The following is a 26896-nucleotide window of genomic DNA, read 5'->3' as shown; positions in this document are numbered from 1 at the left end:
CCCCTACCGAGCCCCCACCCGCAACCCAGCCAGCTCCGTCCCCACCACCCCCACCGCATACCGCAACTGATCCTCCCGATGCTCACTGGTGATAAAGAACCTCAACCGAGCCTGCTCCTCCTCCACCGCCGGATACAGAATCGGATCCACCACCACCCCGCGCTCATACAACGCCGAAGCCAGCCTCAACGTCACCTCCGACCCCCCGACCACACAGGGCACGATCGGCGTCCCCCCAGCCGCCCCAGTCGGCAACCCCACCGCCGTAGCCAACTCCAAGAACAACCGAGAATTCCCCCGCAACCGAGCCAACCTCTCCGGCTCCTCCCGCAAAACCCTCAACGCCGCAAGAGAAGCCGCCGCATTGGCCGGAGTAATCCCCACGCTGTAAACAAACCCGGGCAACGAATACCGCAACCACCGCACCATCCGAGCCGACCCGGCGAGATACCCTCCGCACCCGGCCAACGACTTGGACAGCGTCCCCATCCAAACATCGACCCCGGCGCGATCAACCGCGAAGTGATCACCGACCCCGGCCCCCCGCGGCCCCATCGTGCCGATGCTGTGCGCCTCGTCAACCATCAACAACGCCCCATAGCGCCGCTTAAGCTCAATCAGCGCAGGCAAATCAGCAACATCACCGTCCATGCTGTACACGCCTTCGACCACGATCAGCACCCGCCGGAATCGCGATCGAGACCGACGCAGCACGTCCTCCAGTCGTGCTGTGTCGTTGTGCGGGAACGGCTGCCGGGTAGCACCAGACAGCGCGCAGCCCTGCAGAATGCTGTCGTGCGCCAGAGAATCGTGCACGATCAGATCCCCCGGCCCCACCAGATGACCGATCGCCCCGACATTCGTCGCGTGCCCGCTCACCAGCACCAGACTGTCCTCGACCCCGAGAAACGAAGCGAGCTCTGTTTCCAAGTCACGCGACAGATCCCGGTCGCCAGCAAGCAATCGACTGCCGGACACCGAAGTCCCGTACCGCTCGACAGCCTCGTGCACCGCCGCAGTCACCGCCGGATGCCCGGCCAACCCGAGATAGTTGTAGCTGGAGAAAGACAAATACTCCCGCCCGGACACCGACGTCGTGGCATCCATCCGTCCTTGATGCTTGCGGAAGTACGGATTCGGCACGCCGAGGTCGTCGAATTCCTTCAGCCGCGCCTCGATCGCCGCCGCCTCCGGGAACTCCTCGATCGCCGCGCTCGCCGGATCCCACGACGGGGCCGGAGTGTCCGACACCGGCGCGGCAGGCACCAAAGCCGTTGCGGGGGCGAGCAAACCCGCCACCGCACCCACCGTCAGCGCACCCGGCTGCCCGACCTCCACCGGCAAGCCCGGGAACCGCTTGCGCAGCCGGCCTTCCAGCTCGGTCAGCATCAGCGAGTCGAACCCGAGGTCGTCCACCAGCAACTGCCCGGCATACAACTCGCTGACCGGAAACGCCGTCGTCCGCGCGACTTCTTCAAGCACCACAGCCAGCACGTCCCGCGCGGACGTCGTCTCCTCCGCCTCCTCGACCGGCACCGCAGTGGCACCAAGCGGCTCCAACGCCTGCGCCTTGGCGAGCTTCGCGTCATCGACCACCCAGTGCCGACGTGGGATGAGCGGGCTCGGCGGCAGAGTACAGCGCGGCAGGCCGTCCGCGACCGGTCTCAACCCCGCCCCGGTCACCGCACGCGGGGCCAGCTCGGTCGGCACGCCGTCCTCGACTGTCTCCTCCCCCGGTGACACGACACCAGCGAACACACCGGGAACCAACTCGCCGCCCTGCCCGGATTCGAGAGCGACCGACGCGGCGGCGAGCTTCGTGACCGCATCAGCGACATCCTCCGCGGCCACCGCGAGCCGCTCCGGGAAGAGCGTCCGGCGGGCGAGAGTGCCCGCGACGGCTGCCAGCGGCGGGTTCTCGCTGCCGAGCGTCTCAGCGACCTCCCGGGCGTGCCGAGCCAGCCCGGCCCGGTCCCGTGCGGTGAGCAGCAACAGGCGCGGTGTCTCGGCGGACGGAGCTTCCTGCGCCGCCTCCTCGACGACCACGTGCACGTTCGAGCCGCCGAAACCGAACGCGCTCACTCCCGCCCGGCGAGGCCCGTCGCTGTCCCACGGCGTGACCTGGCCGGCCACCTGGAGACCGGCGTCCCGCAGGGGCAGATGATCCGCCTGCTCGAAATCCGGCTGCGGCAGAATCTGTCCCTTGTGGACAGACAAAATAGACTTGATCAGCCCGGCGATCCCCGCGGTGCCAAGGGAATGTCCCACCACCGACTTCGCCGCACCGAGATACGCCGGTTCGTCCGCACCCCGGCGCAGTTCCGCCAGCGCACTGATCTCCACGTCGTCGCCGACCGCGGTCGCGGTGCCGTGCGCCTCCAGGAAACCGACCGACGCCGGGTCGACCCCCGCGTCCGCGTAGGCCCGCCGCAACGCCCGCAGCTGCCCGGATTCCTGCGGCATCATGCCGCCCTTGACCGTCCCGTCATTGGACAATCCGACGCCGCGGATCACCGCGTACACCCGGTCCCCCGCCGCCCGCGCGTCCGCGAGCGGGCGCAGCACCAGAACGCCCGCCCCCTCGCCGAGCACGAATCCGTCGGCCCTGCGGTCGAACGGACGGCATTCCCCGGTACGCGAGATCGCGCCGATCCGGCACAGGCCCACGAACAGGTCCGGGGCCAGGATCAGCTGCGCACCGCCGGCGACGGCGATGCGGCATCGGCCCGCCCGCAGCGCGAACACCGCGTTCGCCACCGCGGTCAGCCCGCCGGAGCAGGCCGAGTCGAGCGCGTAGCTCTCGCCGTGCAGGTCGAAGACGTTGCTGATCGAACTCGGCCCCATGTTGAGCAGCAGCCCGGCCATCGCGGTGGCGTGCAGGCCGCTGACCGCGGACGCCGCCTCGGCCATCGCCGGATCGCCCGCCCGGCCGAATTCGCCGCCGATCAATTGCTTCAGCCGCAGGTGCAGCGTGCTCATGTCGCGATAGCCGCTGTCGCTGAGCGACATGATCACCGAGGTGTCCTCGCGGTCGAACCCCCCGGCCTCCCATCCCGTGTCCTGCAGCGCTTCACGGGTCAGATCGACCAGCAGCCGGTGCTGCGGGTCGAGCGATTTGGCCCGCCGCGGCGGGATCTTGTAGTGCCCCGCGTCGAAGTCGCCGACGTCCTCCAGCAGCGCCATGCGGTCGGAGTAGACCGCGCCGCTGTCCCGGAAATCGTCGTTGTAGAACGCTTCGCGCCGCCACCGCGAATCCGGCACTCGCCGAAACTGCGGTTTGGGCTCGCTCAGCAGGCCCCAGTACTCGTTGACGTTGCGCGCTCCCGGAAAACGGCATCCCATTCCGACAACGGCGATGTCCTGGCTATTTTCGGATTCTTCCCACCCAGATCTCGCAGACCCCATGGCATGACTTCCTCGTGCCGATTCCCACCCAGTCGACACCGAGATTGCCCGTTCTTACCCGGTTTTTCAAGGGCATTGGGCAATGTGCGGAGGAATGCACAGAAACTCAACTCACGGTAGCCAGGCGATCACGCCACCAGGCCACGGTCGCGGCCGCCTGATCTTTCTCCCCGGTGGGAGTAATATCGAAAAAGCCCTGTGCCGCACGGGAATCGAGAACGAACGGGAGGTCGAACTGGTAGCGGACCTCCCGCAGCTCGCGCACCATCGGCGAAACGAGAGCGCCCGCGTTCAGTAACATCGGGGAAACACGTTGCACAGCCACCGGAGCCACTCCGGCCGCCTCGCACAACAGCGCCACCATCACGCGGGCGGACCGCGGCGGGCCGGTCGGCACATGCCACGCCTTGCCCCACGCCTTTTCTTCCCGCGCGGCCGCGACCAGCGTGCGGGCGACATCGGAAATGTACGTCCAACTGTGCGGCGCGTCCGGATCGCCGAGCACCTGCACCTTCCGCCGCCGCAGCACGTTCGGCACCACCCGGGCAGCGAGATGGCCGCCGTCGGTCACGCCGGGACCGAAGAAATCGGAGGCGCGCACCTCGACCATGCGAAGGCGGCCCTCGTCGTGCATCGCGTGCAGTTGTTCGGACAGCAAAGCGCGGATCCGGCCCTTGGTTCCGGTGGCCGCGAGCGGCAGATTCTCGGTGAGCGGGCCATCGACCGGGCCGTAGCCGTACAAATTCCCCAGCGACACCAGCAGCGCGCCGTTCGCTTCGGCCGCGGCGCAGATCGAGGCCTGCAACGGCGGCCAATCGGTCGCCCACCGAGGATAGGGCGGGGCCGCGCAGCTGTAGATCGCCGCCGCGCCCTTGGTCGCTTCGGTGAGCGCGGCCTGGTCGGCGGCATCGACCGCGACGTGCTCGAGCCCCGGTTCGCTCTCCCGGGGCGTACGGGCGATCACCCGCACTCGCTCGCCTTGTCCGGCCAGCAAAGCGGCAGTCGCCGCCCCGGCCGGCCCGTTCCCGATCACCACCTGAAGACCCATGGCGACACCCTAGCCACCTGCGCATCCCGTTGCGGCCGTTCACGAACCCGCCGCCCGCCGTTCACCGGAGGGTCGCGCCGGACGGGTCTCGCCTACGCCGCCGAAACCGGAGATCCACCCGGAATTCGCCCAGGCCAGAACCAGTTTTCCGGCCCTAGTTCAGCACGTTGCGGTGGTGTATGGTCGCCGATCGTGAACAATTCCGCCAAGGTCGCCCCGCGCACCGTTCCGCCCACCGGGCACTGACCGCATTCCGGGGGCGCGAGTGAACACCCTGAAGATCATTCTGTTCTCGTTGTCGGCGATCTCCTCGTACGCGGCCTTGCTGTACAAGCTTTTCTCGATGCGCCGGTCGTGGCGCGACCCCGCCTACATCGTGCTGATGACGACGCTGATCCTGCAGTGCGTCACCTTCACCCTCGGCGCGATCTCGCTCAGCATCGGCTCGCTGTTCGGGATACCGAATCTGGCGATCTTGATCTTGCACCTGGCCGCGGTCGCATACTGCATCAGCGCGCAGCTCCTCCTGATGCTGTGGGCGAATCCGCCGTCGGAAATCCGCACGCCGATCCGGGCGTGGATCGGTTCCGGCGCGGTTCTGTTCGTGGTGCTGACTGTTTTGTTCTTCATCGGCAACAAGCCGGGCACCCCGGGCACCGCCTTCGCGGTCGGCAGCAGCGACCCGGTGATCCTCACCTACCTGCTGTTGTTCATCATTTCGCAAGCGGTGCCGTGCGTGACGATCTACCTGCAGTGCCTGCCGTACGCGCGAAGCACGTCGAGGGTGTGGCTGCGCCGGACGTTGCGGACGCTCGCGGTCGGCGCAGTGGTCCTGTTCCTCTACTGCGCCACGCGCGCGGTGAACATCGTGAGCCCGGCGCTCGGCTGGCATCTCGGCGCCTGGGCGATCGCGCCGTCGGTGTTCAGCGCGCTGGGCATCGTGATCGTATCGTTCGGGCTGACCATGCCGTCGTGGGGCGAGCACGTGTCGTCGGTCGCGCGGTGGCAGCGCAATTACCGTTCTTATCGCGCGCTCTACCCGCTGTGGCATTCGCTGTACGAATCCTCGCCGGGCATCGCGCTGGAACCGCCGACCGAGGGAGACACCGATCGGCGCTGGTCCGACTTGCACTACCGGCTGCATCGCCGGGTGATCGAGATCCGCGACGGCTGGCGCGCGCTGCGGCCGTACATGGACCGCGCCGACGCTCCGGACGGCGACCAGGCGATGGCCGAGGCGCGCAAGATCCGCCAGGCGCTGGAGGCGAAGACCTCCGGAATGGCCCCGGCGGAAAGCCAGGACAGCGGCGCGTTCGACGACCACGACGCGAAAACGTTCGCCGCCGAAGTCGCCTGGCTGACCCAGGTTTCGGAGGCTTACGCCAAGCTCGCCTGAGGCTGCGGCTGGTCGCTCAGCAGCGTCTGGCCCTTCGTCAGCCACGCGAAACCGAACGCGAACACCGCGAGCGACTCCAGCCAGAGCGTCGGATGCAGGGCCGCGGTCGCCGCGCTGAAGAACAGGCCGTTGAGAACGATCAGCACCAGGCACGCGAGCATCACGATGCCGCACGTCCGGTAGACGGCATTGCGCGAGCGTTTGCGCTTGGTCGGCGCGCCGTCGTCCTTGGTGAACAAGAAGAGGCAGAAGAACGCGAGGGCAAGGAAGAAGATCGCGGCGAACACGAGGTGCGCGACGCCGATCGCGTGCTCAGTGGGCGTCGGCGAGGACGGCTGGGTCGGGAACAGCGCGACGCCGATGCCGGCGATCGCCGCGACGTTCGCCGCGATGTCGTCGATGCGGCCGTAACCGCGGTAGGCGATCAGGAAGACCCCGATCGCGCACAACGTGCCGACGAAGACATTCCGGAGATCGCTGTAGTAATAGCCGCTCAGCGAGCCGAGCAGGCCGCCGCCTTCCAGCAGCTCCTTGCCCAAGATCACGACGATCGGCAGCAGGATCCCGAGCACTCCGATAGCGCGGCGAAGGAACAGGTAGGAGCGCACGAATGCGGTCATGGCACGGCCTTCCCGAGAGTCGTGCACTCTTTGTACCTGCTCCGTCACCGAACCACCGGGCAAACGGGAAAGGCCACCGGTTCAGCCCAGAAGATCGTCCAGTTCGGCCAGCAATTTCGCCTTCGGCCGGGCGCCGACGAACGACGCCACCGGGGCTCCGTCGCGGAACAGCATCAGCGTCGGCAGCGCCATCACCTGGTAGGCGCGCATGGTTTCGGGGTTTTCGTCGGTATTGAGCTCGCGCACGGTGAGGCCGGGCCGTTCCGCGGAGATTTCCGCGAGCACCGGCGCGATCATCCGGCACGGCGGGCACCAGTCGGCGGTGAAATCGACCAGAACGGGCTGGCCGTGCTCCAGGACGTCGGCGGCGAAGGTGGCGTCGGTGGTCATCAGGACTCCTCGGGGTCAGCACTGCACGGATCAGCCGGGCGCACGGTGGCGGCGGCGAGCTTGTCGAGCAAGGCGGAGCGAACTGCGGCGAGGTCGCGCATGCAGGCCTCGACCTCTTCCAGCTTCCGTCGGTACACCTCGACCGACGCGGGGCACGCGTCGCCCGCGTCGTGGCCGGTGCGAAGACAGTCGACGAACGGGCGGGTGTCGTCGAGGCTGAACCCGACCGTGCGCAGGGTCTGGATTTCCGTGACCAGCCGCAGGTCGTCCTCGTCGTACTCGCGATAGCCGTTCGCCGCGCGCGCCGCCGGGAGCAGGCCCTGTGCCTCGTAGAAGCGCAGGGCCCGCGTGGTGGTCCCGGCCCGCTGGGCCAGTTCGCCGATCCGCATGTCTCCGACGCTAAACCTTGCCGTCAGCGTCAAGGCAAGGCGTGCGCGCGGGGCTGGGGATATTCGCGGAATTTGACCGCGTTCGCCGCGCGGCTGCCCATGTACTCGAAAACGCGACGGCCGATCGGACCGGTCAGCTTGCGGTACATCTTGTTGCGCTTGTGCAGCTTCTCCTCGGTGGCCGGCACCAGGAAGTCGGCCGACCCGCCTCCGTTGCGCTGCCCGACGCGGGCGGGCTTGCGCAACCGCTGCTCGTAGCGGGCGAACGCGGTCACGTGGTCTCCGCCGGCCGCGGCGAGTTCCCCGGCCAGCACCCGCGCGCCCATCATCGCGAGACCGGTGCCGGATCCGCCCGGACCGGCGCACCAGGCGGCGTCGCCGAGCAGCACGACCCGGCCGCGGGACCAGCTGTCGAGCTTGATCTGGCCGACGGTGTCGAAGTACAGGTCGGGCGCGTCGGCGACGGCGGTGAGCAGCTGCGGGAGTTCCCATCCGGCTCCGGCGAAGACCTCGGTGACAATGTCCTTCTGCCGGGCCAGGTCGGGACGGCCGTAACCGTCCGGGTCGCCGCGGAAGGAGAGGCCGACGGTGACGCTCGCCGGGTCGCGGTGGCTGGTGACGATCGCGCCGAGGCCGGGTTCGTTGTAGAGCAGGCCCTCGTGGTCGAGCCGGAGGTGGTTGGGCGCGGTGAACCCGGCGACGTGGTAGCCGAGGTCGGTACGGAACTTCGCCTCCGGGCCGAACGCGGCCGTCCGGACGCCGGAGTGGATGCCGTCCGCGCCGACGACCAGGTCGAACCTGCGCGGGGCACCGTGGCGGAAGGTGACGTCGACGCCGTCGGCGGTCTCGGCGAGCGAGGTGACGCGGTCGCCGAAGACATACTCGGTGTAGCCCTTCGTCTGGTCGTAGAGGATGCGGGCGAGGTCGCCGCGAAGGACTTCCAGCTCGCCGTTGGTGAACCCGCTCGGCAGCGTGAACGCGGGCTTTCCGGACGGGTCGAGCTGCACCTGCTCGCGCAGCGCGGTGTCGTGTTCGCGCAGGTCGTCGAGCAGGCCCATCGCTTCGACGAGCTTCATCTGCTCGCCGCGGAAGTCGACGGCCTGCCCGCCCGGCCGCAGCTGCGGCGCGGCCTCCACGACGGTCACCGAATAGCCGTAACGGTGCAGCCAGTAGGCGGCGGACGGACCCGCGACGCTGGCGCCGGACACGAGAACGGTCTTGCTGGTCATCTCTGCTCCCCTGGATCGGTAGGCGATGCGGCAAGACTGCGGCGCACCGCTTACCGCGCCCGCACGGAGCGCTGACGGCCTCGGTCAGTCCTGTGCGAGCCGGGTGAGCATCCGGGAGAAAACGCGGCCGAGCAGCTCCAGCTCGGGACCGCTGACCTGGTCGAAGAAATACCGGCGCACGAGCTCGCCGTGCTGGCGCTGCGCCGCCTTGACCGCCGCCCGCCCGGCTTCGGTGAGCCGGACATTCGCCCCGCGCGCGTCCTCGGTGCAGTTCTCCCGCACGACCAGCCCGCGCTTGCACATCCGGCTCACGTGATGCGACAGCCGGCTGCGGTCCCATTCGACGGTCGCGCCGAGTTCGCGCATCCGCAGCACGCCGTCCGGTTCGTTCGCGAGCGGGACGAGGAGGGCGTAGTCGGCTCCGGAGATCCCGGCGTCGCGCTCCAGTTGCCGGTCGAGCGCGCTGCCGAGCGCCCGTTGCACGCGCTGGTAGGAACACCAGACCTCGGCCTCGCGCCGATCGGACGCCACTTCCGCCATCCGGCGATTCTACAAAGAGAGGGAGGGATTCCGCGTCGGTGCGTAAGTTGGGAGAGTGACCAGGTCTGTGCGAGAAACCTTCTTTCGTGCCTTCCACGCAAGCCATCCGGCGGTTACGTCGCGCGCGTTCGGCGGCGGGCGGAGCGCCGACGGACGGTCGAGTTACGAGCTTCTTCGTGACGAGATCGCCTGTCCCGGGCGCGTGCTCGACGTGGCTTGCGGCGACGGATTCCTGCTCGATCTGCTTGCCGCGGCGGGACATCAGGCGATCGGGATCGATGTGTCGAGCGTCGATCTGGCTCTTGCCAGGAGACGTTCGGCAACGGTGGCGGAGGGACGGGCGCAGCAATTGCCGTTCGTGGACCACGCGTTCGATTCCTGCGTGTCGCACATGGCGTTCATGCTGATGACGGACATCGATCAGGTCGCCGCCGAGCTGGCGCGCGTGCTCCGGCCGGGCGGGCAACTCTCGCTCGTTCTCGGCGGCGGGGCGGCCGGAGGCGAGGCGTACGCGCTGTTCGGCAAGCTGTTGCGGGAAGTCCTCGCCGACGTACCGCCTGAGCAGCGCTTGCCCCCGCTCGGCGACAAGCGCACCCGGACTCAAGCCGGGCTGGACGAAATCCTCGTCCCCGCCGGGTTCGCTCCCGTTCGGTGGCGCACCGAGGAGATCGATTTCAGCGGTTCGCTCGATCAGGTATGGGATTTCGTCTCGACCGTCTACAACCTCTTCCCGCTGAACGAATCGGCTTGCCAGGCGCTGAAAACCGCCTTCTGCGCCGAAGCGCCCGCTCTGGCTAGACCCGATGGGCTGATTCCGCTTGCCTTCTCAGTACATCTGGCCACCACCCGAACCGTCCACAAAGGACGATAAACCCGCCCTGGTCGCACCCGTCACCTTCTGGCAAGATCGAGGACTCTGACGTCTCCAGTTCACGCCGAAGGGGCAAGGCATTGGGTCTGGGCAGAAAACTGGCCGTCGCCACCACCGCGGTCACCGCGGCGACGGCGTTGTTCACCGCGACACCAGCGAGCGCCGCGTCGGCGGCGATCGACTGGAAGCCTTGTCCCACCGGGCAGGGCGCCGAATGCGGCAAGCTCACCGTGCCGCTCGATTGGGATCATCCTGGCGACGGCACGATTCAGCTCGCGCTCGCGCGGCGCAAGGCCACCGACCCCGCGCACCGGATCGGTTCGGTGCTCATGGATCCCGGCGGGCCGGGCGGTGCGGGCGCGGGCGAGGTGCAGAGCGGCTGGACGTTGTCGCCGAAGGTCGCCGCGCGGTTTGACACTGTCGGGTTCGATCCGCGCGGGGTCGGGGACAGCACCGCGATCAAGTGCGGGCTCGACGAGATCACCGCGAAAAACCCGGTGCAGCCGAAGGATTCCGCCGAGTTCCAGCAACTGCTCTCGTACAACCGCGCGCTCGGCCGCAGCTGCGAGCGGATCACCGGGCCGCTCGCCACTCACTCCGACACGCGCAGCGTCGTGCGCGACATGGACGCGATCCGCGCCGCGCTCGGCGACGAAAAGCTCACCTATTACGGCGTTTCCTACGGCACGCTGATGGGCCAGCAGTACGCCGAGGCGTACCCGGACCGGGTGCGCGCGCTCGTGCTCGACAGCAATATGGACCACTCCATCCGCAGCACCTGGGAGTTCCTGAAGACGGAAACCCAGGCCACCCAGGAGTTGTTCGAGCAATTCTCCGACTGGTGCGACCGGACGACGTCGTGCGCGCTGCACGGCCAGGACGTCAGCGCGGTGACCGCGGACCTGTACGCCCGCGCCGAACGCGGCGAACTCGGCACCCCGGACGACAAACTCGACCCGATGGCGCTGGTCGGCATCTTCGCGCAGAACTTCTACGGTCCCACCTGGGGCAAGCTCGCGCAGAACCTGGTCAGCCTTCGCGACGGGAAGCCGCTCGGCTCGGCCTTCGCCAAGGACGACCTCCCCATTCCGAACCCGTTCGCCAGCATCTTCTGCTCGGACTGGCGGCTGCCGATCACCTCGTACCCGCAGCTCGACAGCTACCGCCGCGCGCTTGCCGACGTGTCGCCTGACCTGCACTTCTCGCCGCTGGGCTGGAGCGCGGCGGCCGGGTGCGCCAGCTGGCCGGCCCCGGTGCGCAACCCGCAGCACCCGCTGTCGGTCCAGCGGGGCGTGCCGATGCTGATGCTGAACAGCCGTTACGACCCGGCCACGCCCTACAGCTGGGCGGTGCGCGCGTCGCAGCAGTCGGGCGCGCCGCTGCTCACCTACGAGGGCTGGGGTCATGGCGCGTACTTCAAGAAGAGCCAGTGCGTCACCGACGCTGCCGACTCCTTCCTGATCGACGGGACCAGCCCGGGTCGCGGCAAGCATTGCCCGGCCGTCGAGCCGAGTGTTCAGTCCAGGATGGACGGTCCGCGGGCACCGGCTACGCTGCCGTACTGACGCGACAAGAAGCGGGGCCCTGATCGGATCAGGGCCCCGCTTTTTCGCGGCTGCGGCGGCTCAGTAGTCGTCACGCCCGGTGAACTGCTGTTCCAGCAGCTCGGCCGAACCGGCGACGAGTTCGAGCGGATCGGTGAACTCGTTGAGGTCGAGGTTCAGCAGCGGCAGCGAATGCCGCAGCACGAGGTGCTCGCCCATCACCACGAGCCCGCCGACCACCAGCGTCTGGCCTACCTCGCTCAGCACGGTGAGCAGATCGACCTCGTCCACGCGGGCGAACGGGGTCGCGATCTGCACCCAGTCCTCGCGCTGGTCGAAAATCTCCCGGGCGATCACCACGACCTGCGCCCGCCCCGTCGTCTCCGCGTCGTCGCCGAACAGGACCCGGATCCGGATTTCGCCCGGGTCGTCCCGGATCACCCGGTAGGTCTGCCTGATGTAGGCGACCAGGTCATTCCACTGCGCCACGCGCTTTCCTCCCGTTGGTAGGCAACGAAGATCAGCGTAGCGGGACAACCCTCGCGACAGAGAGCGTCAGAGCAACTTCCACGCTCCAGTGAGCGCCTCGCGCAGAATCTGCTCCATCTCGTCGAACTGCGGCTGGTCGCAGATCAACGGCGGCGACAGCTGGACGACCGGCTCGGCGCGGTCGTCGGCGCGGCAGTAGAGACCGCCCTCGAACAGTGCGTTCGAGAGATAACCGCGCAAAATCCGTTCCGATTCCTCGGCGGTGAAGGTCTCTTTGGTCGCTTTGTCCTTCACGAGTTCGATGCCGTAGAAGAAACCGGTGCCGCGCACGTCGCCGACGATCGGCAAATCGGTCAGCCGGTCGAGGGTCGCCCGGAAGGCGGTTTCCTTGTCCAGCACATGGCCGTAAAGGTTCTCGCGCTCGATGAGGTCGAGGTTGGCCAATGCGACCGCGCACGAAACCGGGTGTCCGCCGTAGGTCGAGCCGTGCATGAACGTCGCCTCGCCGCCGGCGAACGGCTCCATCAGGCGGTCGCTCGCCAGCACCGCGCCGAGCGGCGCGTAACCCGAGGTCAGACCCTTGGCAGTGGTGATGATGTCCGGTTGGTAGCCGTAGCGCTTGGCGGCGAAGTCGTAGCCGACCCGGCCGAACGCGCAGATCACCTCGTCGGACACCAGCAGCACGTCGTGTTTGTCGCAAATCTCGCGAACCCGTTCGAAATAACCCGGCGGCGGAACAAAGCAACCGCCAGTGTTTTGCACGGGTTCCAGGAATACCGCGGCGACCGTGTCCGCGCCCTCGAATTCGATGGCCTGCTCGATTTGGTCGGCTGCCCATCGGCCGTACGCCGCATAGTCGTCGGTGTGTTCGGGCGCGCGGTAGAAGTTCGTGTTCGGCACGCGCAGAGTGCTCGGCACGAGCGGCTCGAAATCGGCCTTCGCGCCGGGAATTCCGGTGATGGACAGCGCGCCCTGCGACGTGCCGTGATACGCCAGCGCGCGGCTGATCACCTTGTGCTTAGTGGGTTTTCCGGTCAGCTTGAAGTACTGCTTGGCGAGCTTCCACGCCGTTTCCACGGATTCGCCGCCGCTGACGGTGAAGAACACGCGGTTGAGGTCGCCCGGCGACGCGACGGCCAGACGTTCGGCCAGTTCGAGCGCGGGCGGGTGCGCGTGGCCCCAGAGCGGGAAGTACGCGAGCTGTTTCGTTTGCCGCGCAGCGGCTTCGGCCAGTTCCTCGCGACCGTGGCCGACCTGCACCGCGAACAGCCCGGCCAGGCCGTCGAGGTAGCGCTTGCCGGTGTCGTCCCAGATGTAGGCGCCCTCGCCGCGCACGATCACCGGGATGTCGGCGGTGTCGGCGCGGCTGTGGCGCGTGAAGTGCAGCCAGAGGTTGTCGCGTGCGGCAGTGCCCGAGCCGGTGGTGATCCCGGCGGGTTCGGCGGTCGTGGTCATGGCTCCTCGAAACGGGCCTCGAAGCTGCCGGCACGCACCGTGGCGTACCGGCCGGACTTCTCGGTTATCGCACGAGCCGACGCCGGCTGGCAAGCGGATCAGTCGCCGAGGACACCCACAACGACTAATTTCATCAGTCTCATCGGGACAGACCTTCGGATTTCGTCGTCACCTGCGGTGCGTGCCCCACTGGTAGGACTGTTTCCGCAGTTTGAGGTACACGAGCGTCTCCGCGGTGCGCACTCCGGGCAGCGTGCGGATGCGATTGGAGATCACGTCGAGCAGCGCCTCGTCGTCGGCGCAGAGCACCTCGCACAGCACGTCGAAGCGGCCGGCGCAGAGCACGACGTACTCGATCTCGTCCATTTCGGCCAGTGCGTCGGCGACCGGATCGAGCGGGCCGTCGACCGTGATCGCGACCATCGCCTGGCGGAAAAGCCCGATCTGCAAGGGATCCGACACCGCGACGATCTGGATGACGCCCGAATCGGACAGTCGCTGCACCCGCTGGCGGACCGCCGCCTCGGACAGCCCGACGGCCTTGCCGATCGTGGCGTACGGCCGCCGTCCGTCCTCTTGCAACTGGGCGATGATCTGCTTCGAGATGTCGTCGACCACCGGCGGCGCGGGCCGGTTCGGGTCCTGGCTCTGCATCCGGGGATCATCTCGGGTCGACCCCGGCGAGGGCAACCTCAGACGTGGCGAATGATCGCCCACAGTGTCCGGATCGCCCGTCAGCCCGGGTGACCGACAACGGATTTCGTCGTCTTTCCGGCGTTGACAACGGCAAACCCGTCCTGTTCCATCCGTCGAATTCCAGCGCCGCCGACGGAGGGATCCCCATGCCGCCTCATCCGGTCCCCGTCCAGACCGACCCCGCTACCGGTTCGCCCGCGCGCCGCTCGCTGACCAGATCGATCGGGGTCGGCGGCGGAACCCTGCTGACGCTCAGCTGCGTGACGCCGGCGTCGTCGTTGTTCGTTCTCGTCCCGCCGTTGTTCGGCTCGCTCGGCACCGGCACCGCGCTGGCCATCGGGCTCGCCGTGCTGCTGTGCGTCGGGATCGCGTTCTGTTACTCCGAACTCGGCACGCTGGTCCCGAGTTCGGGCGGCGAGTACGCCATGGTGTCGACGGTGGTCAGCCGGTTCGCCGGGTGGATCACCTTTGTGTTGTCGTTCATCGTGATCCTGGTGGTGCCGCCGATCATCGCGATCGGGGTGGCCGACTATCTGGCCGTGGCCGTCCACATCGATCCGTCGGTCGCGGGTGCGCTGGTGATGCTGGCGTCCACCGGGATGGGCCTGGTGAACCTGCGGTCGAATGCGTGGCTGACCGGGATTTTCCTGGTGATCGAGATCGTGGCGATCGTCGTGGTGTCCGTGCTCGGATTCGCGCACACGGACCGCCCGGCCTCGGTGCTCGTGCGGCCCAGCATGGACGGGCTGCATCCGATCGCGCTGGTTTCGGTGATCGCCGGGCTGGCGGTGGCATTGTTCGTCGTGCAGGGGTTCTCGACCGCGGTGTATTTGGCGGAGGAGATGCGGGAGCCGCACAAAACGGTGTCGCGGACGGTGTTCTGGACGCTCGGCATCAGCGCGGTCGTGATCCTGGTGCCGGTCGTGGCGATCACGCTGGGCGTGCCGGATCTCGCGACGCTCGGGAATCTCGACCTGACCGCGCTCGTGGTGAGCTGGAGCAGTTCGACGTTCGGCACGATCATCAGCTTGTGCATCGCGGCGGCGATCGTGAACGCGGTGATCGTGATGGTGATCCAGAATTCGCGCGTGCTGTATGCGTCGGGACGGGATCGCGCTTGGCCGGAGCCAGTGAATCGCGCGTTGAGCGTGGTGAGCCCGCGTTTCGGCGCGCCGTGGGTGGCGACGCTCGTGGTCGGTGTTTCGGAAGCGGTGCTGTGTTTCGTGCCGGTGGAAACGCTGAGCGGCGTCACCGGGGTGGCCGTGGTCGCGCTGTATCTGGCGATTTCGGTGAGCGTGCTGTGGGCGCGTCGGCCGGCGCACCGGCGTCCGCAGGTATGGCGGATGCCGGGGTGGCCGGTGGTGCCGGTCGTGGCGGTGTTGGCGCTGGGGTACGTGCTGGTGTCGCAGAGCCTGCTGGACCTGGCGATCACGGCTGGAGTGCTGGTGGTTTCGGCCGGGTACTGGTGGGGGTATCTGCGGCGGCGGTCGGATCGGTGGCTGGTGACGATTCCCTGACGCGGGCCCTGGTGAGGACGGACAGCTCGGTCGGGCGGAGTGCGTCGCCGCCGCGAATTCTGTTCAGTTGCCGACGGAGATTCCGGAGAGGGCGAACGGTTCGCCTCGCTGCGGGAAGTCGTGGCGGCAGGTGAATCCGAGCCGTTCCATCACCACCTCAGGCGGCCATTGTGGACGGAACAGCCAGCGAAGCGTTGACCCGCGCGATGAACTCCGCATTCGACTTTGTCGTGCGGACCTGTTCCAGGAACTGTTCCGCGGCCCGCTTCGGGTCCTGGCTGGACAGCGCGCGGCGGACCTCGTTCATCACGGCCAGTTCCTGCGGCGGGACGATCAACTCGTCGCGGCGGGTGCCGGAGCCGAAGAAGTCCACTGCGGGGAACACGCGGTGGTCGGCGAGCATGCGGTCCAGACGGAGTTCCGAGTTGCCCGTGCTTTTCAGCTCCTCGAAGAACACCGTGTCGGCCAGCGAACCCGTTCCCACCAAGGCAGTCGCGATGATGGTGAGCGAGCCGCCGTTCTCGATGTTCCTTGCCGCGCCCAGGATTTTCTTCATCGGGTGCAGTGCGCTGGCGTCGACGCCGCCGGACAGGATGCGGCCGGAGGTGCGGGCTGCCAGGTTGTACGCACGGCCGAGGCGGGTCAGGGAATCCAGCAGCAGCACGACATCCCGGCCGGTTTCGACCAGTCTTTTCGCGCGTTCCAGGGCCAGTTCGGCAACGGCGGTGTGTTCGGCGGGCTTGCGGTCGAAAGTGGACGCGACGACCTCGCCGTGGACCGAGCGGCTCATGTCCGTCACTTCTTCGGGGCGTTCGTCGGCGAGCAGCACCATGAGGTGCGCTTCCGGATGGTTGACCGCCACTGCTTGCGCGATTGCTTGCAGGACAGTGGTTTTCCCGGTTCGCGGCGGGGCGACGATCAGCGCGCGCTGGCCTTTGCCCAGCGGGGCGACCAGATCGAGGACGCGCGTGGTGAGCTGGTGCCGGCTGGTTTCGAGGACCAGCCGCTGGTTCGGGTGAATGGGGGTGAGTTTGTCGAAATCGGGACGCTTTTCCCCGGGCGGGCGGCCGTTGACCGAGACGAGTTCGCCGTCGTCGAGGACGAGTTCGTCGCCGCGGCGCAGGCCGTGGGTGCGGATCAGGGTGAGCGGCACGGACGGGCCGCCGGGCGCGTAGCCCAGTGCGGCGGTCTTGCCGTGGATGTCGAGAATTCCTTGCTGTGTCATGGTTTGTGGCTCCTTGAGCAGTGACAGTCGACGCGAGAACGCGGACCGCCGGAGGATGCGAAGCGGGTCAGGCGACGGGCTTCGGGAAAGACGCCCGATCCTCGTCGCGTGGACTCACGCTGACGGAAAGGGCGGAACCCCTGGGCGGCGGGGCCGACTTCCTGGGGTATGCGGTGAGAGTAGCGCATCGGTTCCGGCCGCACAACTGGCACTGCCGACACGAAAGGGGCCTCGTGAGCGGCTCTCCGGGAAAACCGGCGCTCACAAGGCCCCAACAACGCTGGCCGCGGGTCTATTCCCGCGCGGCGGTCACGGCATCTCCCACGGAGCCTGCGGCAGCACGTGCCCGGTCTCCAGCAGCGACTTCAGGTTCGACAGCACCGCCGCCCAGCCGCCGGACACGTCCTGGTACGCCTTCTCGTCCGGCAGGTCCTCGTGGGTCACGGTCAGCCGGACGATGCCCTCGTGCTGTTCGATGTCGAACGTCGCGCGGGACGGCTCCTGATCCTTCGGGCCGTTCGGGTCGTACCACGTGGTGACCAGGCGCTTCGGCGGAACAGCCTCGACGACCTCTCCGCTGACGTCGGCGATCCCGGACCCGTCGGTCCGCACGTGCGCCCACCGCGAACCCACCTTCCAGTCGGATTCGTTGCGGTGGCCCCAGTACTGCCCGGTCAGCTCGGCGTCGGTGAGCGCGTCCCACACCTTCTCCGGCGTGCTCTGGATGTAGGTCACATACACAAAACTCGGCTTCATGGCTTCCTCTGCTCGACGTTTGACGGCACTGAGCATCCGCAGCCGCGGCTGCTCGAACCGGTCCACCCACCGCTCCTGCATCTCGTGCAGCGGCACCGGATTCAGGTAGTGCAGCTTTTCCCGGCCGCGGCGCACGCTGCTCACCAGATTCGCCGCCTCCAGCACGGCGAGGTGCTGGGTCGCGGACTGCCGCGTCATCTCCAGCCGGCGGCACAGCTCGCCCAGCGTCTGCCCGTTGTCCTCGCGCAGCTGGTCGAGCAGGTACCGGCGGGTCGGATCCGCCAGCGCCTTGAACACTTTGTCCAGGTCGGGTTGCACACTTACAGTAAGGCAGGCAAATGCCTGCCTGTCAAGCCGACGGCAGTAAACACAGGTCAGCGCCGAGGCGAGTTACTGGTTGCCTCGGCGCTGAATACTCAGAGCGTTCAGAAGACCTCAGGAGCCAGGGAAGGGGCCGCCATGTCGGCGTCGAAGGGGAACATCGGCCGGACGATGCCGGAGTGGCCAAGCCGGAGCAGATCCTGGTCGACGCCGCCGGGGGTGAGGGCCAGCAGCCAGTCCGCGGCCATGTCATACAGCTCGGGTTCAAGGTAGCCGATCTTCACGATCACGACGTCCGCCTCGCGCGGGCGCAGGCCGAGCGCGTGGAAGTCGGATTCGAGGTGGTACGGCTTGCGGCGCGCGGTCACGATCACCCGCAGGCCACCGACAGCCAGCGCGACCGCGGTTCCGGCGACGGGATCGTCGGTGTCGATCGCGGCCACCTGCGCGGTGAGCGCGACCGGGCCGTGCGGACCCGAGTCGACCTTTCCGCCCAGCTCAACGGAAATCGTCGCGCCGACGCCAGCTGCCACCGCGGTCGCAACGGCTTCCGGGTCCACAATGGCCGCATACAACGTGGTCAGCGGAGAGTCCACAATGGCCGGAGTGTTCAGCAGGACGTCGAGGCTCCACGACGTGTCCCCGGCACCGCCGGCGGTCGGATTGTCGCCGGAATCGCTGATGAAGAACGGCCGCGAGGTCGAAGCGACCGCCTGCGTGAGGCATTCCGGCAGGGTGCCGGCCGGGGCGACGAAAGCGAAGTCGTGCCGAGCGTCCCAATAGGACTGCGCCAGGTACTCCGCCTCCTTGGTGATCACCGAAACGTCGTCGCCCATCACCACCACCGCGGCCTGGCAACGCGGTTCGTCGGCCCACGCGTAGCCGACCCAGATCGCCGCATCCAGAACTCCGTCGAGCGCCTCGACGTCGTCCACCGCCGCGTAAATGCTCTTCGCCGGTTCGAGCCGGGTGCTCGTCTTCTCCCCCGGCAGCAAAACCGGAACCTGCACCCAAGCCTTCTTCGGCCGACCGCCGGACCGCAGCCGTGACACCAGGTTCCGCGCCGCCCGCTCGCGGGTTTCCCACGCGTCCTCGTGCGGGGCCATCCGGTAGCAGGTGATCAGGTCCAGCGCGGCGACCAGCTCGCGGGAAACGTTGCCGTGCAAGTCCATCGACGCCGACACCAGGACGTCCGGACCGACGATGGAACGGATCGCCTGCGCGAGCGAAGCCTCCGCATCGGACCGGCCGACCACGCTCATCGCTCCGTGGATGTCGAAGAACAGCCCGTCCAGCTCACCCGCCGAACGCAGCCGGTCCAGGATTTCCCCGGACAGCTCGGCATAAGCCTCCTCGGTGACCGCACCGCCGGGAAGCGACCGGGCGTCGACCAGCGGAACCCATTCCACCCCGGCAGCCCAGTCCGCGTCGAGAAAGTCGTAGCGGGCCAGCAGGTCGTCGCCGCGCGAGACGCGGAAATCGTCCACTGTGGACCGATGCGGCGAAAAAGTACTCGATTCGATGGCGATTCCGGTGATCCCGACCCGCAGCTTCTTCATCGTCCACTCCGTTTGATCGCTTGCTCGAACACCGCGTCCAGCGCGAGCGCACCCGCGCCGCAAAGTCCCGCGTCCGCACCGAACCGCACCCGGTCGATCCGCAGTTCCCTGGTAGCCAAGGGAAGGCACCGTTCGTACAGCGCACCGCGCACGGCCGCGACGAACGCTTCCGAACCGGACAGCGCGCCGCCGAGCAGCACCTCGTCCGGGTTGCTGAAGTTGACCACCGTGGCCAGCACCTCGCCGAGCCGCAGCCCGGCGCGCCGCACCGCCGTGGTCGCTTCGGGATGGCCGTCCTCGGCGGTGGCCATCACCTGCGCGGTGGTCTCCAGCTTCAATCCCTGCGCCCGCAACTGTCCGACGAGCGCGGCGCCGCTGGCCACCACTTCCAGACAGCCGCGATTCCCGCAGGTGCACGGCTGGTCCTCGGCGGCGGGCACGCGCACATGGCTGATGTCGCCCGCGACTCCGGCCCGGCCGCGGTAAAGCTCGCCGCCCAGCACTATTCCGGACCCGATGCCGGTACCGGCCTTCACCACCAGCAACGTGCGGCCGGGCGCGCCGGCCACGGATTCGCCCAACGCCAGCATGTTCGCGTCGTTGTCCACGACCACCGGCAGCTCGAAGTGCTCCGCCAGCGCGTCCCGGACCGCGAAACCGCGCCAGCCGGGCATCCGCGAGGGCAGCGTGATGGTGCCCGCGTCGATATCCACCGGACCCGGGAACGCGACGCCGAGACCGAGCGCACGCCCCGGGCAGTCCGCGCCCGCCATCACATCGCGCACCGCGGCCGCGAGCCCGGCGACCAGCTCGCGCGGCTCCTGGCTGATGTCCAGCGGACGCTCATGCACCTCCAGGAGGTTGCCCGCGATGTCGAGCGCGCCGATCCGCACGTGCCGGGAGCCGACGTCGGCGCCCCAAACATGGCCGAACTCCGCGTTGACCGACAGCAGCTTCGGCCGCCGCCCGCCCCCGGACCGGCCCTCGCCGGATTCGCTCAGCACCCCGGCGGACATCAGTGCCTGCGTGCGCACCGACACCGTCGATTGCGGCAGCCCCAGCGCTCGCGCCAGGTCCATGCGCGACGTCGCGTGGCCGTGCGCGACCAGCCACAACAGCCGCAGCGATCCGGCCGGATCCACCGCGTCACCTCTTTCATCAAAACTGATGTAACTAAACCGTTCGACAGGGCTCTTGGCATTTCCCGTCTCTCGTGCAAGATTACCCGACAGCCAGGACACGGCATAGTGCCTGGCACTGGTCTTTCATCAGAGTTGTTGGAAGTGATGCGAATGGCTCGACGCCCGTGGCGCACCGCGCTCGGGGTCACGCTCGCCGCCGCGCTGGCGCTGTCCGGCTGCGCGGCGAGCCGGGAACCGCACGGCGGCAGTTCCGGAACCCCGAAAACCGGCGGCACCGTGCGGTTCGCGCTGCCTCCGTCGGCGACGCCGAACTGGATCATGCCGCTCTCGATCCCCGGCTACGGCGGGTCGTACAACGGCATGATCCGGTCGACCATGTACGTGCCGCTGTACAGCTACGACGGCGGTTCCGGTTCGGTCGCCCTCGACGACGCCGCGAGCGCCGCGAACGTGCCGAGCTACTCCCCCGACGGCAAGACCGTGACCATCACGCTCAAGCCGCTGACCTGGTCCACCGGCGAGCCGCTGACCAGCCGCGACGTCGAGTTCTGGCTCAACCTCGCCCGCGCGGGCAAGGACAACTGGGGCAAGTACTCGAAGGGCTCGATCCCGGACAGCATCACCGGATTCCACGCCGTGGACGACCGCACCTTCACGTTCACCCTGGACAAGGCGTACAACCCCGACTGGTTCACCGCCAACCAGCTCAGCCTGATCGTCCCGATGCCGCACGCGTGGGACCGCACCAGCGCGACCGGCCCGGTCGGCGATCACGACCGCACTCCAGCCGGGGCGAAACAGGTCTTCGACTTCCTGGTCGGCCAAGCGAAACAGCTCGGCACGTACGCGACGAATCCACTGTGGAAGGTCGTGAACGGACAGTTCACGCTGGCCGGGTTCACCACGTCCGGCGAGGTGACGCTGCGGAAAAACCCGAAGTACACCGGACCGGATCCGGCGAAGCTCGACACCGTCCGGTTCCTGACCTTCACCAGTCCGTCGGCGGAGTACAACGTGCTCCGCGCCGGCGGCATCGACTACGGCTACCTGCCGACGTCGAACCTCGGCCAGCGCTCGAAGCTGGAGGAGCAGGGGTACCGGGTCGAACCGTGGAACGGCTGGTCCATCACGTACTCGCCGTACAACTTCAACAATCCGAAGCTGGGCAAGGTGTTCTCCCAGCTGTACGTGCGGCAGGCGATCCAGCACGCGGTCGATCAAGACGCCATCACTTCGGTGATCTGGCGCGGTGCCGCACGCGTCGGCTACGGCCCGGTCCCGCAGGACAACGACACGAAGTACCTGTCCCCCAAGCAAAAAACCAATCCGTACCCGTTCGACCTGAACAAGTCGAAGCAGCTGCTCGCCGACCACGGCTGGAAACCCGGCTCCGACGGCGTCCTCCTCTGCGCGGACCCGGCGAAATGCGGCGAGGGCATCGCCGAGGGCACCCGGCTGTCGCTGACCATGCTGACCGAATCCGGTTCCGACGAAACCGACGGCACCATGCAGGAACTGCGCTCGGAGCTGTCGAAGGCCGGCATCGAGATGAAGATCAACGCGCAGCCGCTGAACACCGTGCTGGCCAACGGAACCACGTGCAAACCGGAGGACCCTTCGTGCAGCTGGCAGCTGTCCTACTTCGGCACGCAGGGCAGCTGGTACTTCTCGGCGAACCCGAGCGGCGAGGAACTGTTCGCGACCGGCGCGGGAACGAACTTCGGCGGCTACAGCGATCCGAAGGCGGACAAGCTGATCGCGGCCACGAACCTGGCGAGGGACGACCGGGCGATGCTCGACTACAGCGCCTACCTGGCCGAACAGCTTCCCGTGCTGTGGCTGCCGAATCCGCCGTACCAGGTGTCGGCGATCGACACCGCGCTGCACGGCGTGACCCAGGACCCGATGGCCGGGCTGCTTCCGCAACGCTGGTTCTGGACGAGGTGAGGACATGACGCGCTACATCCTCCGCCGGCTCGTGCTGGCCGTGGTGGTCGTGCTGCTGGTCACCGTGGTGACGTTCGTGCTGCTGCATTTGCTTCCCGGCGGCCCGGCTCGCGGCGTGCTCGGCGTGAAGGCCACCGAGGCGCAGATCGCCGCGTTCAACCACGCGCAGGGCTTCGATCAGCCGCTTCCGGTGCAGTACTGGGATTATCTGCTGCGGCTGCTGCAAGGCGACCTCGGCGAGTCGTACACGCAGAACTCGCCGGTGAGCACGCTGCTCACTGAGCGCATGCCGAAAACCCTGCTGCTGACCGTGCTTTCCACCGCACTCGCGATTCTCGTCGCGCTGCCGCTCGGTGTCTGGCAGGCGGTCCGCCGCGGCCGTACCGCGGATCTGCTCACCACGGCCATCACCTTCGTGCTCTACGCGACGCCGGTGTTCTTCCTGTCGCTGGTGCTGATCATCCTGTTCGCACAGGTACTTCCGTGGTTCCCGGCACAAGCCGCGCAGGGCGAAACGATCGGCGAACTGCTGTCCCAGCCGGGCGCGCTGGTACTTCCGGTGCTCGCCGGCACCGGAGCCGCGCTCGCCGCGTTCAGCCGGTACATGCGAGCGTCCACTCTGGACAGTCTGTCCGAGGATTTCGTGCGCACCGCGCGGGCCAAGGGAACGCCGGAGCGGACGATCATCTGGCGGCACGTCTGGCCGAACTCGCTGACCTCGGTGGTCTCGATGCTCGGCTACTACGTGCCGGTGGTGTTCGGCGGATCGCTGGTCGTCGAATCGATGTTCAACTACCCCGGCATCGGCCTGCTGTTCTGGACCGCGACCCGCACCGCCGATTTCCCGGTGCTGCTGGGCGTCGTGCTCGTGATCGCCGTGGCGACCGTGCTCGGCTCCCTGCTCGCGGACCTGGTCCAGCTGGCGATCGACCCGCGGGTGCGGGTGAAGGGAGCGCGGTCGTGACTGTCCTTTCGCGGCTGTTTGCCCGCAAGTCCGCCGTCGCGGGCGCGATTCTGCTGCTGCTCGTGGTGGCGTTCTGTTTCCTCGGGCCGCTGTTCTACGGCACCGACCAAGCGCACACCGACCTCGCTTCGGCGCGGCTCGGCCCGAGCGGAGGGCATCTGCTCGGCACCGACGACCTCGGCTACGACGTGCTCGGCAGGCTCATGGTCGCCGGACGGACGTCGCTGGTGATCGGCGTGCTCGCCGGTCTGATCGCGACCGCGATCGGCGCGGTGTGGGGCGCGGTCGCCGGGTACACCGGCGGCTGGCTGGACACCGTGCTGATGCGGATCGTCGACACCGGCGTCGCGATCCCGGCGCTGTTCCTGCTGCTGGTGGCCGCGACGCTGGTGACGCCGAGCGTCGGCGTGCTGGCGCTGCTGATCGGCGCGGTGTCGTGGCTGGTGCCGGCGCGGCTGATGCGCGCGGAAACGGTGAGCCTGCGCGAACGCGATTACATCCGGGCGATCACCGTGCTCGGCGCGAGCCGCACGCGCGTGGTGTTCCGGCACATCATCCCGAACGCGATCGGCACCGTCGTGGTGAACGCGACGTTCCAGATCGCCGACGCGATCCTGCTCGTGGCGTACGTCAGCTTCCTCGGCCTGGGCGTTCCGGCGCCCGATACCGACTGGGGAGCCATGCTCTCTAAAGGAATTACCTACACCTTCGACGGCGCGTGGTGGCTGATCCTGCCGCCGGGCATCGCGATCGTGCTGGTGGTGTGCGCGATCAACTTCCTCGGCGACGGGCTGCGCGACGCGTTCGCGGTGAAGGGGCGACGATGAGCGAAGCAGTGCTGGACATCCGCGACCTGCGGGTGTCCTATTCCGGCGGTGCGGCGGCGGTCGACGGGCTGAGCCTGTCGGTCGCGCCCGGCGAGATCGTGGCGGTGGTCGGCGAGTCCGGCTCCGGCAAGAGCACGGCCGCGCTCGCGGTGCTCGGCCTGCTGCCGGATTCCGCGCGGGTCACCGGGTCGATCGAGCTGGCCGGGCAGAACGTGCTCGACCTGCGCGGCGAAGACCTGCGGAAACTGCGCGGCCCGGCGGCCGGGATGGTGTTCCAGGAGCCGATGACCGCGCTGAACCCGTTGCGGACCATCGGTTTCCAGCTCGCCGAGGCGATCCGCAACCACGACCCGGAGAAGCTGCGCCACCGCCGCTACTACGACCGGTGCGCCGCACTGCTCGATCGCGTCGGCGTTCCGGAACCGGCCGCACGGCTTAAGCAGTACCCGCACGAACTGTCCGGCGGTCTGCGGCAGCGCGTGATGATCGCGATCGCACTCGCGGCCGGACCGCAACTGATCATCGCCGACGAGCCGACCACCGCGCTCGACGTCACGGTGCAGCAGCAGATTCTCGACCTGCTGCGCGATATCCGCGAACACGAAGGCACCGCGACGCTGCTGATCACGCACAACATGGGCGTCGTCGCCGATGTCGCGGATCGCGTCGCGGTGTTGCGCCACGGCAAGCTCGTGGAAGAAGCTCCGGCGACGGAACTGTTCGCCGCGCCGAGGGCGGATTACACCCGGGAACTGCTGGCCGCAGTTCCGCAACTGGGTTCGTTCACTCACGAAGCGACTGCCGAAGAAACCCGCAAGCCGGTGCTGGCGTTGTCGAACGTGGTGGTCGAGTACGGCGGACGGCAGGTGGTGAAGGACGTTTCCCTGTCCGTCTCACCGGGTGAGATCGTCGGTCTGGTCGGCGAATCCGGTTCGGGGAAAACCACGCTCGGGAACTGTGCGCTGGGCCTGGTCACGCCGAAATCCGGAACCGTCGAAGTGTTCGGCGAGCCGCTGCCGAAAGGCACCGGCCGGTCGGCGCGGAGTGTCCGGCGGCAGATCGGCGCGGTGTTCCAGGACCCGGCTTCGTCGCTCGACCCGCGGATGACGGTCGCGCAGACCGTCGCCGAACCGCTGGTGGTCCACACCTCGGCCGGCCGCGGCGAGCGCCAGCGGCGGGTGCGGGAACTCCTCGACGCGGTCGAGCTGCCGGAGAGCTTGCTGGGCCGGTACGGGCACGAGCTGTCCGGCGGGCAGCGTCAGCGCGTGAGCCTCGCCCGCGCCCTGGTGCTGGGCCCGAAGCTGCTGATCGCGGACGAGCCGACGAGCGCGCTGGACGTATCCGTGCAGGCGGCGGTGCTGGAAGTGTTCCGGCGGCTGCATCGCGAGTTCGGTTTCGGCTGCCTGTTCGTGAGCCACGACCTCGCGGTGGTCGACAGCCTGTGCGACCGCGTGGCGGTGCTGCGCGCAGGCGAACTGGTGGAGGAAGGCCCGGCGGAAACGGTGTTGCGCACTCCGGAACACCCGTACACGCAAGCGTTGCTGCTGTCCTCGCCGGTGCCGGACCCGCAGTTGCAGCGGAGCCGGCGCGAGGCGCTGGCCGGCGCGGACCCCTCGGCGTGACGGGGTTGCGGGCCGGAGTCGACATCGGCGGGACGAAAACCCTGGTGGTGGTGTGCGACGAGGAAGGCAGGGAACTGGGGTCGACGTCCGCGCCGTCCGAAGCGCACCGGGGCGGCGCGGCGATCCTCGACCGCGCGGCGGAGCTGGTCAGCTCGCTGGTCCCGGACCGCGCGGCGCTCGCCGGGGTCGGCGTCGGAGCGGCGGGCGTCGTTGACCCGGTGACCGGAACAGTGCTGGTCACCGGCGATTCGTTCACCGGCTGGGCGGGTACGCCGGTCAACGCCGAGCTGTCCGCGCGGCTCGGCGGCGTGCCGGTGCGCACCGTGAACGACGTCGACGGATTCCTGCTCGGCGAACTGCTGCCCGGCGAGCGGAACGTGCTCGGCGTCGCGGTCGGCACCGGCGTCGGCGGCGCGCTGTTCGTCGACGGACGGCTGCTGTACGGCGGCGCGACCGGGGCGGGCGAGATCGGGCATGTCGGCCGCTACGGGGAGGAACGCTGCACTTGCGGGCAGATCGGACACCTTGAGGCGTACGCCGCGGGGAGGTCCTTGACCCGTCGCTACGCCGAGGCGACCGGCCGGACCCTCGCGGCGGAGGACGTCGCCGCCGAAGCGCTCGCCGGGGACCTGGCCGCCCAAGCGGTGTTCACGGACGCGGGGCGGTTCGTCGGCCAGGCAGTCGCGCACGCCGCCGGGCTGCTCGGCGTCGCGACCTGCGTACTCGGCGGTTCGGTGGTCAAATCCTGGGCGCTGCTGGAGAAGCCGGTGCGGGAAGCGCTGGAGGAACGGCCGCTGCTGTCCGGGAAACCGGTGTCCGTGCGGCTGTCCCGGCACGGCGCGAAATCCGTGGCGCTCGGCGCGGCCGGTCTCACTGCCGGTATCCGGCGATTACCGGACGTGAGCAACCCCTGATCCAGTCCTCTGTGGACCATCGAGAAAACC

The 26896-nt window shown here is 68.3% G+C and carries 23 protein-coding genes; 9 read left to right on the top strand and 14 right to left on the bottom strand.

Going from position 1 to position 26896, the window contains the following annotated elements; all coding sequences use genetic code 11:
• Positions 1 to 3: 3 nt before the first annotated feature.
• Entirely contained in the window at positions 4 to 3405 is a 3402-nt protein-coding gene (locus ACZ7OI_RS45405) for an aminotransferase class I/II-fold pyridoxal phosphate-dependent enzyme (RefSeq protein ID WP_470270310.1), read from the bottom strand.
• Between the two features lie 106 nt (positions 3406 to 3511).
• Positions 3512 to 4453 (bottom strand): NAD-dependent epimerase/dehydratase family protein, encoded by a 942-nt coding sequence (locus ACZ7OI_RS45400; protein ID WP_470270309.1) that lies wholly within the window; start codon positions 4451 to 4453, stop codon positions 3512 to 3514.
• Positions 4454 to 4718: 265 nt separating this feature from the next.
• Here ACZ7OI_RS45400 and ACZ7OI_RS45395 point away from each other — a divergent pair, with 265 nt between their 5' ends.
• Entirely contained in the window at positions 4719 to 5849 is a 1131-nt protein-coding gene (locus ACZ7OI_RS45395) for an MAB_1171c family putative transporter (RefSeq protein WP_470270308.1), read from the top strand.
• Here the strand turns inward: ACZ7OI_RS45395 and ACZ7OI_RS45390 are convergent.
• From ACZ7OI_RS45390 to ACZ7OI_RS45370, 5 genes are all read right to left on the bottom strand, one after another.
• Complete coding sequence (locus ACZ7OI_RS45390) at positions 5831 to 6469, bottom strand: DUF998 domain-containing protein (protein ID WP_470270307.1); 639 nt, start codon at positions 6467 to 6469, stop codon at positions 5831 to 5833. The genes ACZ7OI_RS45395 and ACZ7OI_RS45390 overlap by 19 nt on opposite strands.
• Before the next feature lie 81 nt (positions 6470 to 6550).
• Entirely contained in the window at positions 6551 to 6859 is a 309-nt protein-coding gene (trxA, locus tag ACZ7OI_RS45385) for a thioredoxin (RefSeq protein WP_377875712.1), read from the bottom strand.
• Complete coding sequence (locus tag ACZ7OI_RS45380) at positions 6859 to 7248, bottom strand: MerR family transcriptional regulator (protein WP_470270306.1); 390 nt, start codon at positions 7246 to 7248, stop codon at positions 6859 to 6861. The genes trxA and ACZ7OI_RS45380 overlap by 1 nt, the downstream gene beginning before the upstream one ends.
• 29 nt (positions 7249 to 7277) lie before the next feature.
• Entirely contained in the window at positions 7278 to 8477 is a 1200-nt protein-coding gene (locus ACZ7OI_RS45375; RefSeq protein ID WP_470270305.1) for an FAD-dependent monooxygenase, read from the bottom strand.
• An 84-nt stretch (positions 8478 to 8561) separates the two neighbouring features.
• Positions 8562 to 9017 carry a MarR family winged helix-turn-helix transcriptional regulator gene (locus ACZ7OI_RS45370; RefSeq protein WP_470270304.1) on the bottom strand — a complete coding sequence of 152 codons (456 nt, stop codon included), beginning with the start codon at positions 9015 to 9017 and terminating at the stop codon, positions 8562 to 8564.
• Positions 9018 to 9072: 55 nt separating this feature from the next.
• Here ACZ7OI_RS45370 and ACZ7OI_RS45365 point away from each other — a divergent pair, with 55 nt between their 5' ends.
• On the top strand, positions 9073 to 9888 hold the full coding sequence (locus ACZ7OI_RS45365) for a class I SAM-dependent methyltransferase (RefSeq protein ID WP_470270303.1): 816 nt from the start codon (positions 9073 to 9075) through the stop codon (positions 9886 to 9888).
• Positions 9889 to 9968: 80 nt separating this feature from the next.
• Entirely contained in the window at positions 9969 to 11453 is a 1485-nt protein-coding gene (locus tag ACZ7OI_RS45360; protein WP_470270302.1) for an alpha/beta hydrolase, read from the top strand.
• Between the two features lie 60 nt (positions 11454 to 11513).
• Here the strand turns inward: ACZ7OI_RS45360 and ACZ7OI_RS45355 are convergent, their stop codons facing one another.
• The 3 genes from ACZ7OI_RS45355 to ACZ7OI_RS45345 form a co-directional block, all read right to left on the bottom strand.
• The gene (locus ACZ7OI_RS45355) at positions 11514 to 11921 is read right to left on the bottom strand and encodes a hypothetical protein (RefSeq protein ID WP_067580428.1); all 408 of its coding nucleotides are present in this window, start codon (positions 11919 to 11921) and stop codon (positions 11514 to 11516) included.
• A gap of 66 nt (positions 11922 to 11987) precedes the next feature.
• Positions 11988 to 13376, bottom strand: a complete 1389-nt coding sequence (locus ACZ7OI_RS45350) for an aspartate aminotransferase family protein (protein WP_470270301.1) — start codon at positions 13374 to 13376, stop codon at positions 11988 to 11990.
• 168 nt (positions 13377 to 13544) lie between these two features.
• Entirely contained in the window at positions 13545 to 14030 is a 486-nt protein-coding gene (locus ACZ7OI_RS45345) for an Lrp/AsnC family transcriptional regulator (protein WP_182891173.1), read from the bottom strand.
• Positions 14031 to 14218: 188 nt separating this feature from the next.
• Between ACZ7OI_RS45345 and ACZ7OI_RS45340 the strand changes: the two genes are divergently transcribed.
• Positions 14219 to 15589 (top strand): APC family permease, encoded by a 1371-nt coding sequence (locus ACZ7OI_RS45340; protein WP_470270300.1) that lies wholly within the window; start codon positions 14219 to 14221, stop codon positions 15587 to 15589.
• A 157-nt stretch (positions 15590 to 15746) separates the two neighbouring features.
• Here the strand turns inward: ACZ7OI_RS45340 and rho are convergent, their stop codons facing one another.
• The 4 genes from rho to ACZ7OI_RS45320 all read right to left on the bottom strand — a co-directional run bounded on the left by rho (position 15747) and on the right by ACZ7OI_RS45320 (position 20592).
• Positions 15747 to 16814: a transcription termination factor Rho gene (gene rho / locus ACZ7OI_RS45335; protein ID WP_470270299.1), complete on the bottom strand. Its 1068-nt coding sequence runs from the start codon at positions 16812 to 16814 to the stop codon at positions 15747 to 15749.
• A 309-nt stretch (positions 16815 to 17123) separates the two neighbouring features.
• Positions 17124 to 17888, bottom strand: a complete 765-nt coding sequence (locus tag ACZ7OI_RS45330) for an ArsR/SmtB family transcription factor (protein ID WP_470270298.1) — start codon at positions 17886 to 17888, stop codon at positions 17124 to 17126.
• Positions 17889 to 17995: 107 nt separating this feature from the next.
• On the bottom strand, positions 17996 to 19450 hold the full coding sequence (locus tag ACZ7OI_RS45325) for a M81 family metallopeptidase (protein WP_470270297.1): 1455 nt from the start codon (positions 19448 to 19450) through the stop codon (positions 17996 to 17998).
• Complete coding sequence (locus tag ACZ7OI_RS45320) at positions 19447 to 20592, bottom strand: ROK family protein (protein ID WP_470270296.1); 1146 nt, start codon at positions 20590 to 20592, stop codon at positions 19447 to 19449. The genes ACZ7OI_RS45325 and ACZ7OI_RS45320 overlap by 4 nt, the downstream gene beginning before the upstream one ends.
• A 150-nt stretch (positions 20593 to 20742) precedes the next feature.
• Here ACZ7OI_RS45320 and ACZ7OI_RS45315 point away from each other — a divergent pair, with 150 nt between their 5' ends.
• Genes ACZ7OI_RS45315 through ACZ7OI_RS45295 form a run of 5 tightly spaced genes read left to right on the top strand, consistent with a single transcriptional unit; the run spans position 20743 to position 26866 of the window.
• The gene (locus ACZ7OI_RS45315) at positions 20743 to 22539 is read left to right on the top strand and encodes a peptide ABC transporter substrate-binding protein (RefSeq protein WP_470270295.1); all 1797 of its coding nucleotides are present in this window, start codon (positions 20743 to 20745) and stop codon (positions 22537 to 22539) included.
• A gap of 4 nt (positions 22540 to 22543) precedes the next feature.
• Positions 22544 to 23503, top strand: a complete 960-nt coding sequence (locus tag ACZ7OI_RS45310) for an ABC transporter permease (RefSeq protein ID WP_470270294.1) — start codon at positions 22544 to 22546, stop codon at positions 23501 to 23503.
• Positions 23500 to 24330 (top strand): ABC transporter permease, encoded by an 831-nt coding sequence (locus ACZ7OI_RS45305; RefSeq protein ID WP_470270293.1) that lies wholly within the window; start codon positions 23500 to 23502, stop codon positions 24328 to 24330. Before ACZ7OI_RS45310 ends, ACZ7OI_RS45305 begins: the two co-directional genes overlap by 4 nt.
• A complete protein-coding gene (locus ACZ7OI_RS45300) occupies positions 24327 to 25952 on the top strand; it encodes a dipeptide ABC transporter ATP-binding protein (RefSeq protein ID WP_470270292.1) in 1626 nt (541 codons plus the stop codon). The genes ACZ7OI_RS45305 and ACZ7OI_RS45300 overlap by 4 nt, the downstream gene beginning before the upstream one ends.
• On the top strand, positions 25949 to 26866 hold the full coding sequence (locus ACZ7OI_RS45295; protein ID WP_470270291.1) for an ROK family protein: 918 nt from the start codon (positions 25949 to 25951) through the stop codon (positions 26864 to 26866). Before ACZ7OI_RS45300 ends, ACZ7OI_RS45295 begins: the two co-directional genes overlap by 4 nt.
• Positions 26867 to 26896 lie beyond the last annotated feature (30 nt).

The organism is Amycolatopsis sp. NPDC114503 (assembly GCF_055633655.1).
The sequence above is the reverse complement of the archived record's forward strand: the minus strand, read 5'-3'. Positions and strand labels throughout refer to the sequence as shown.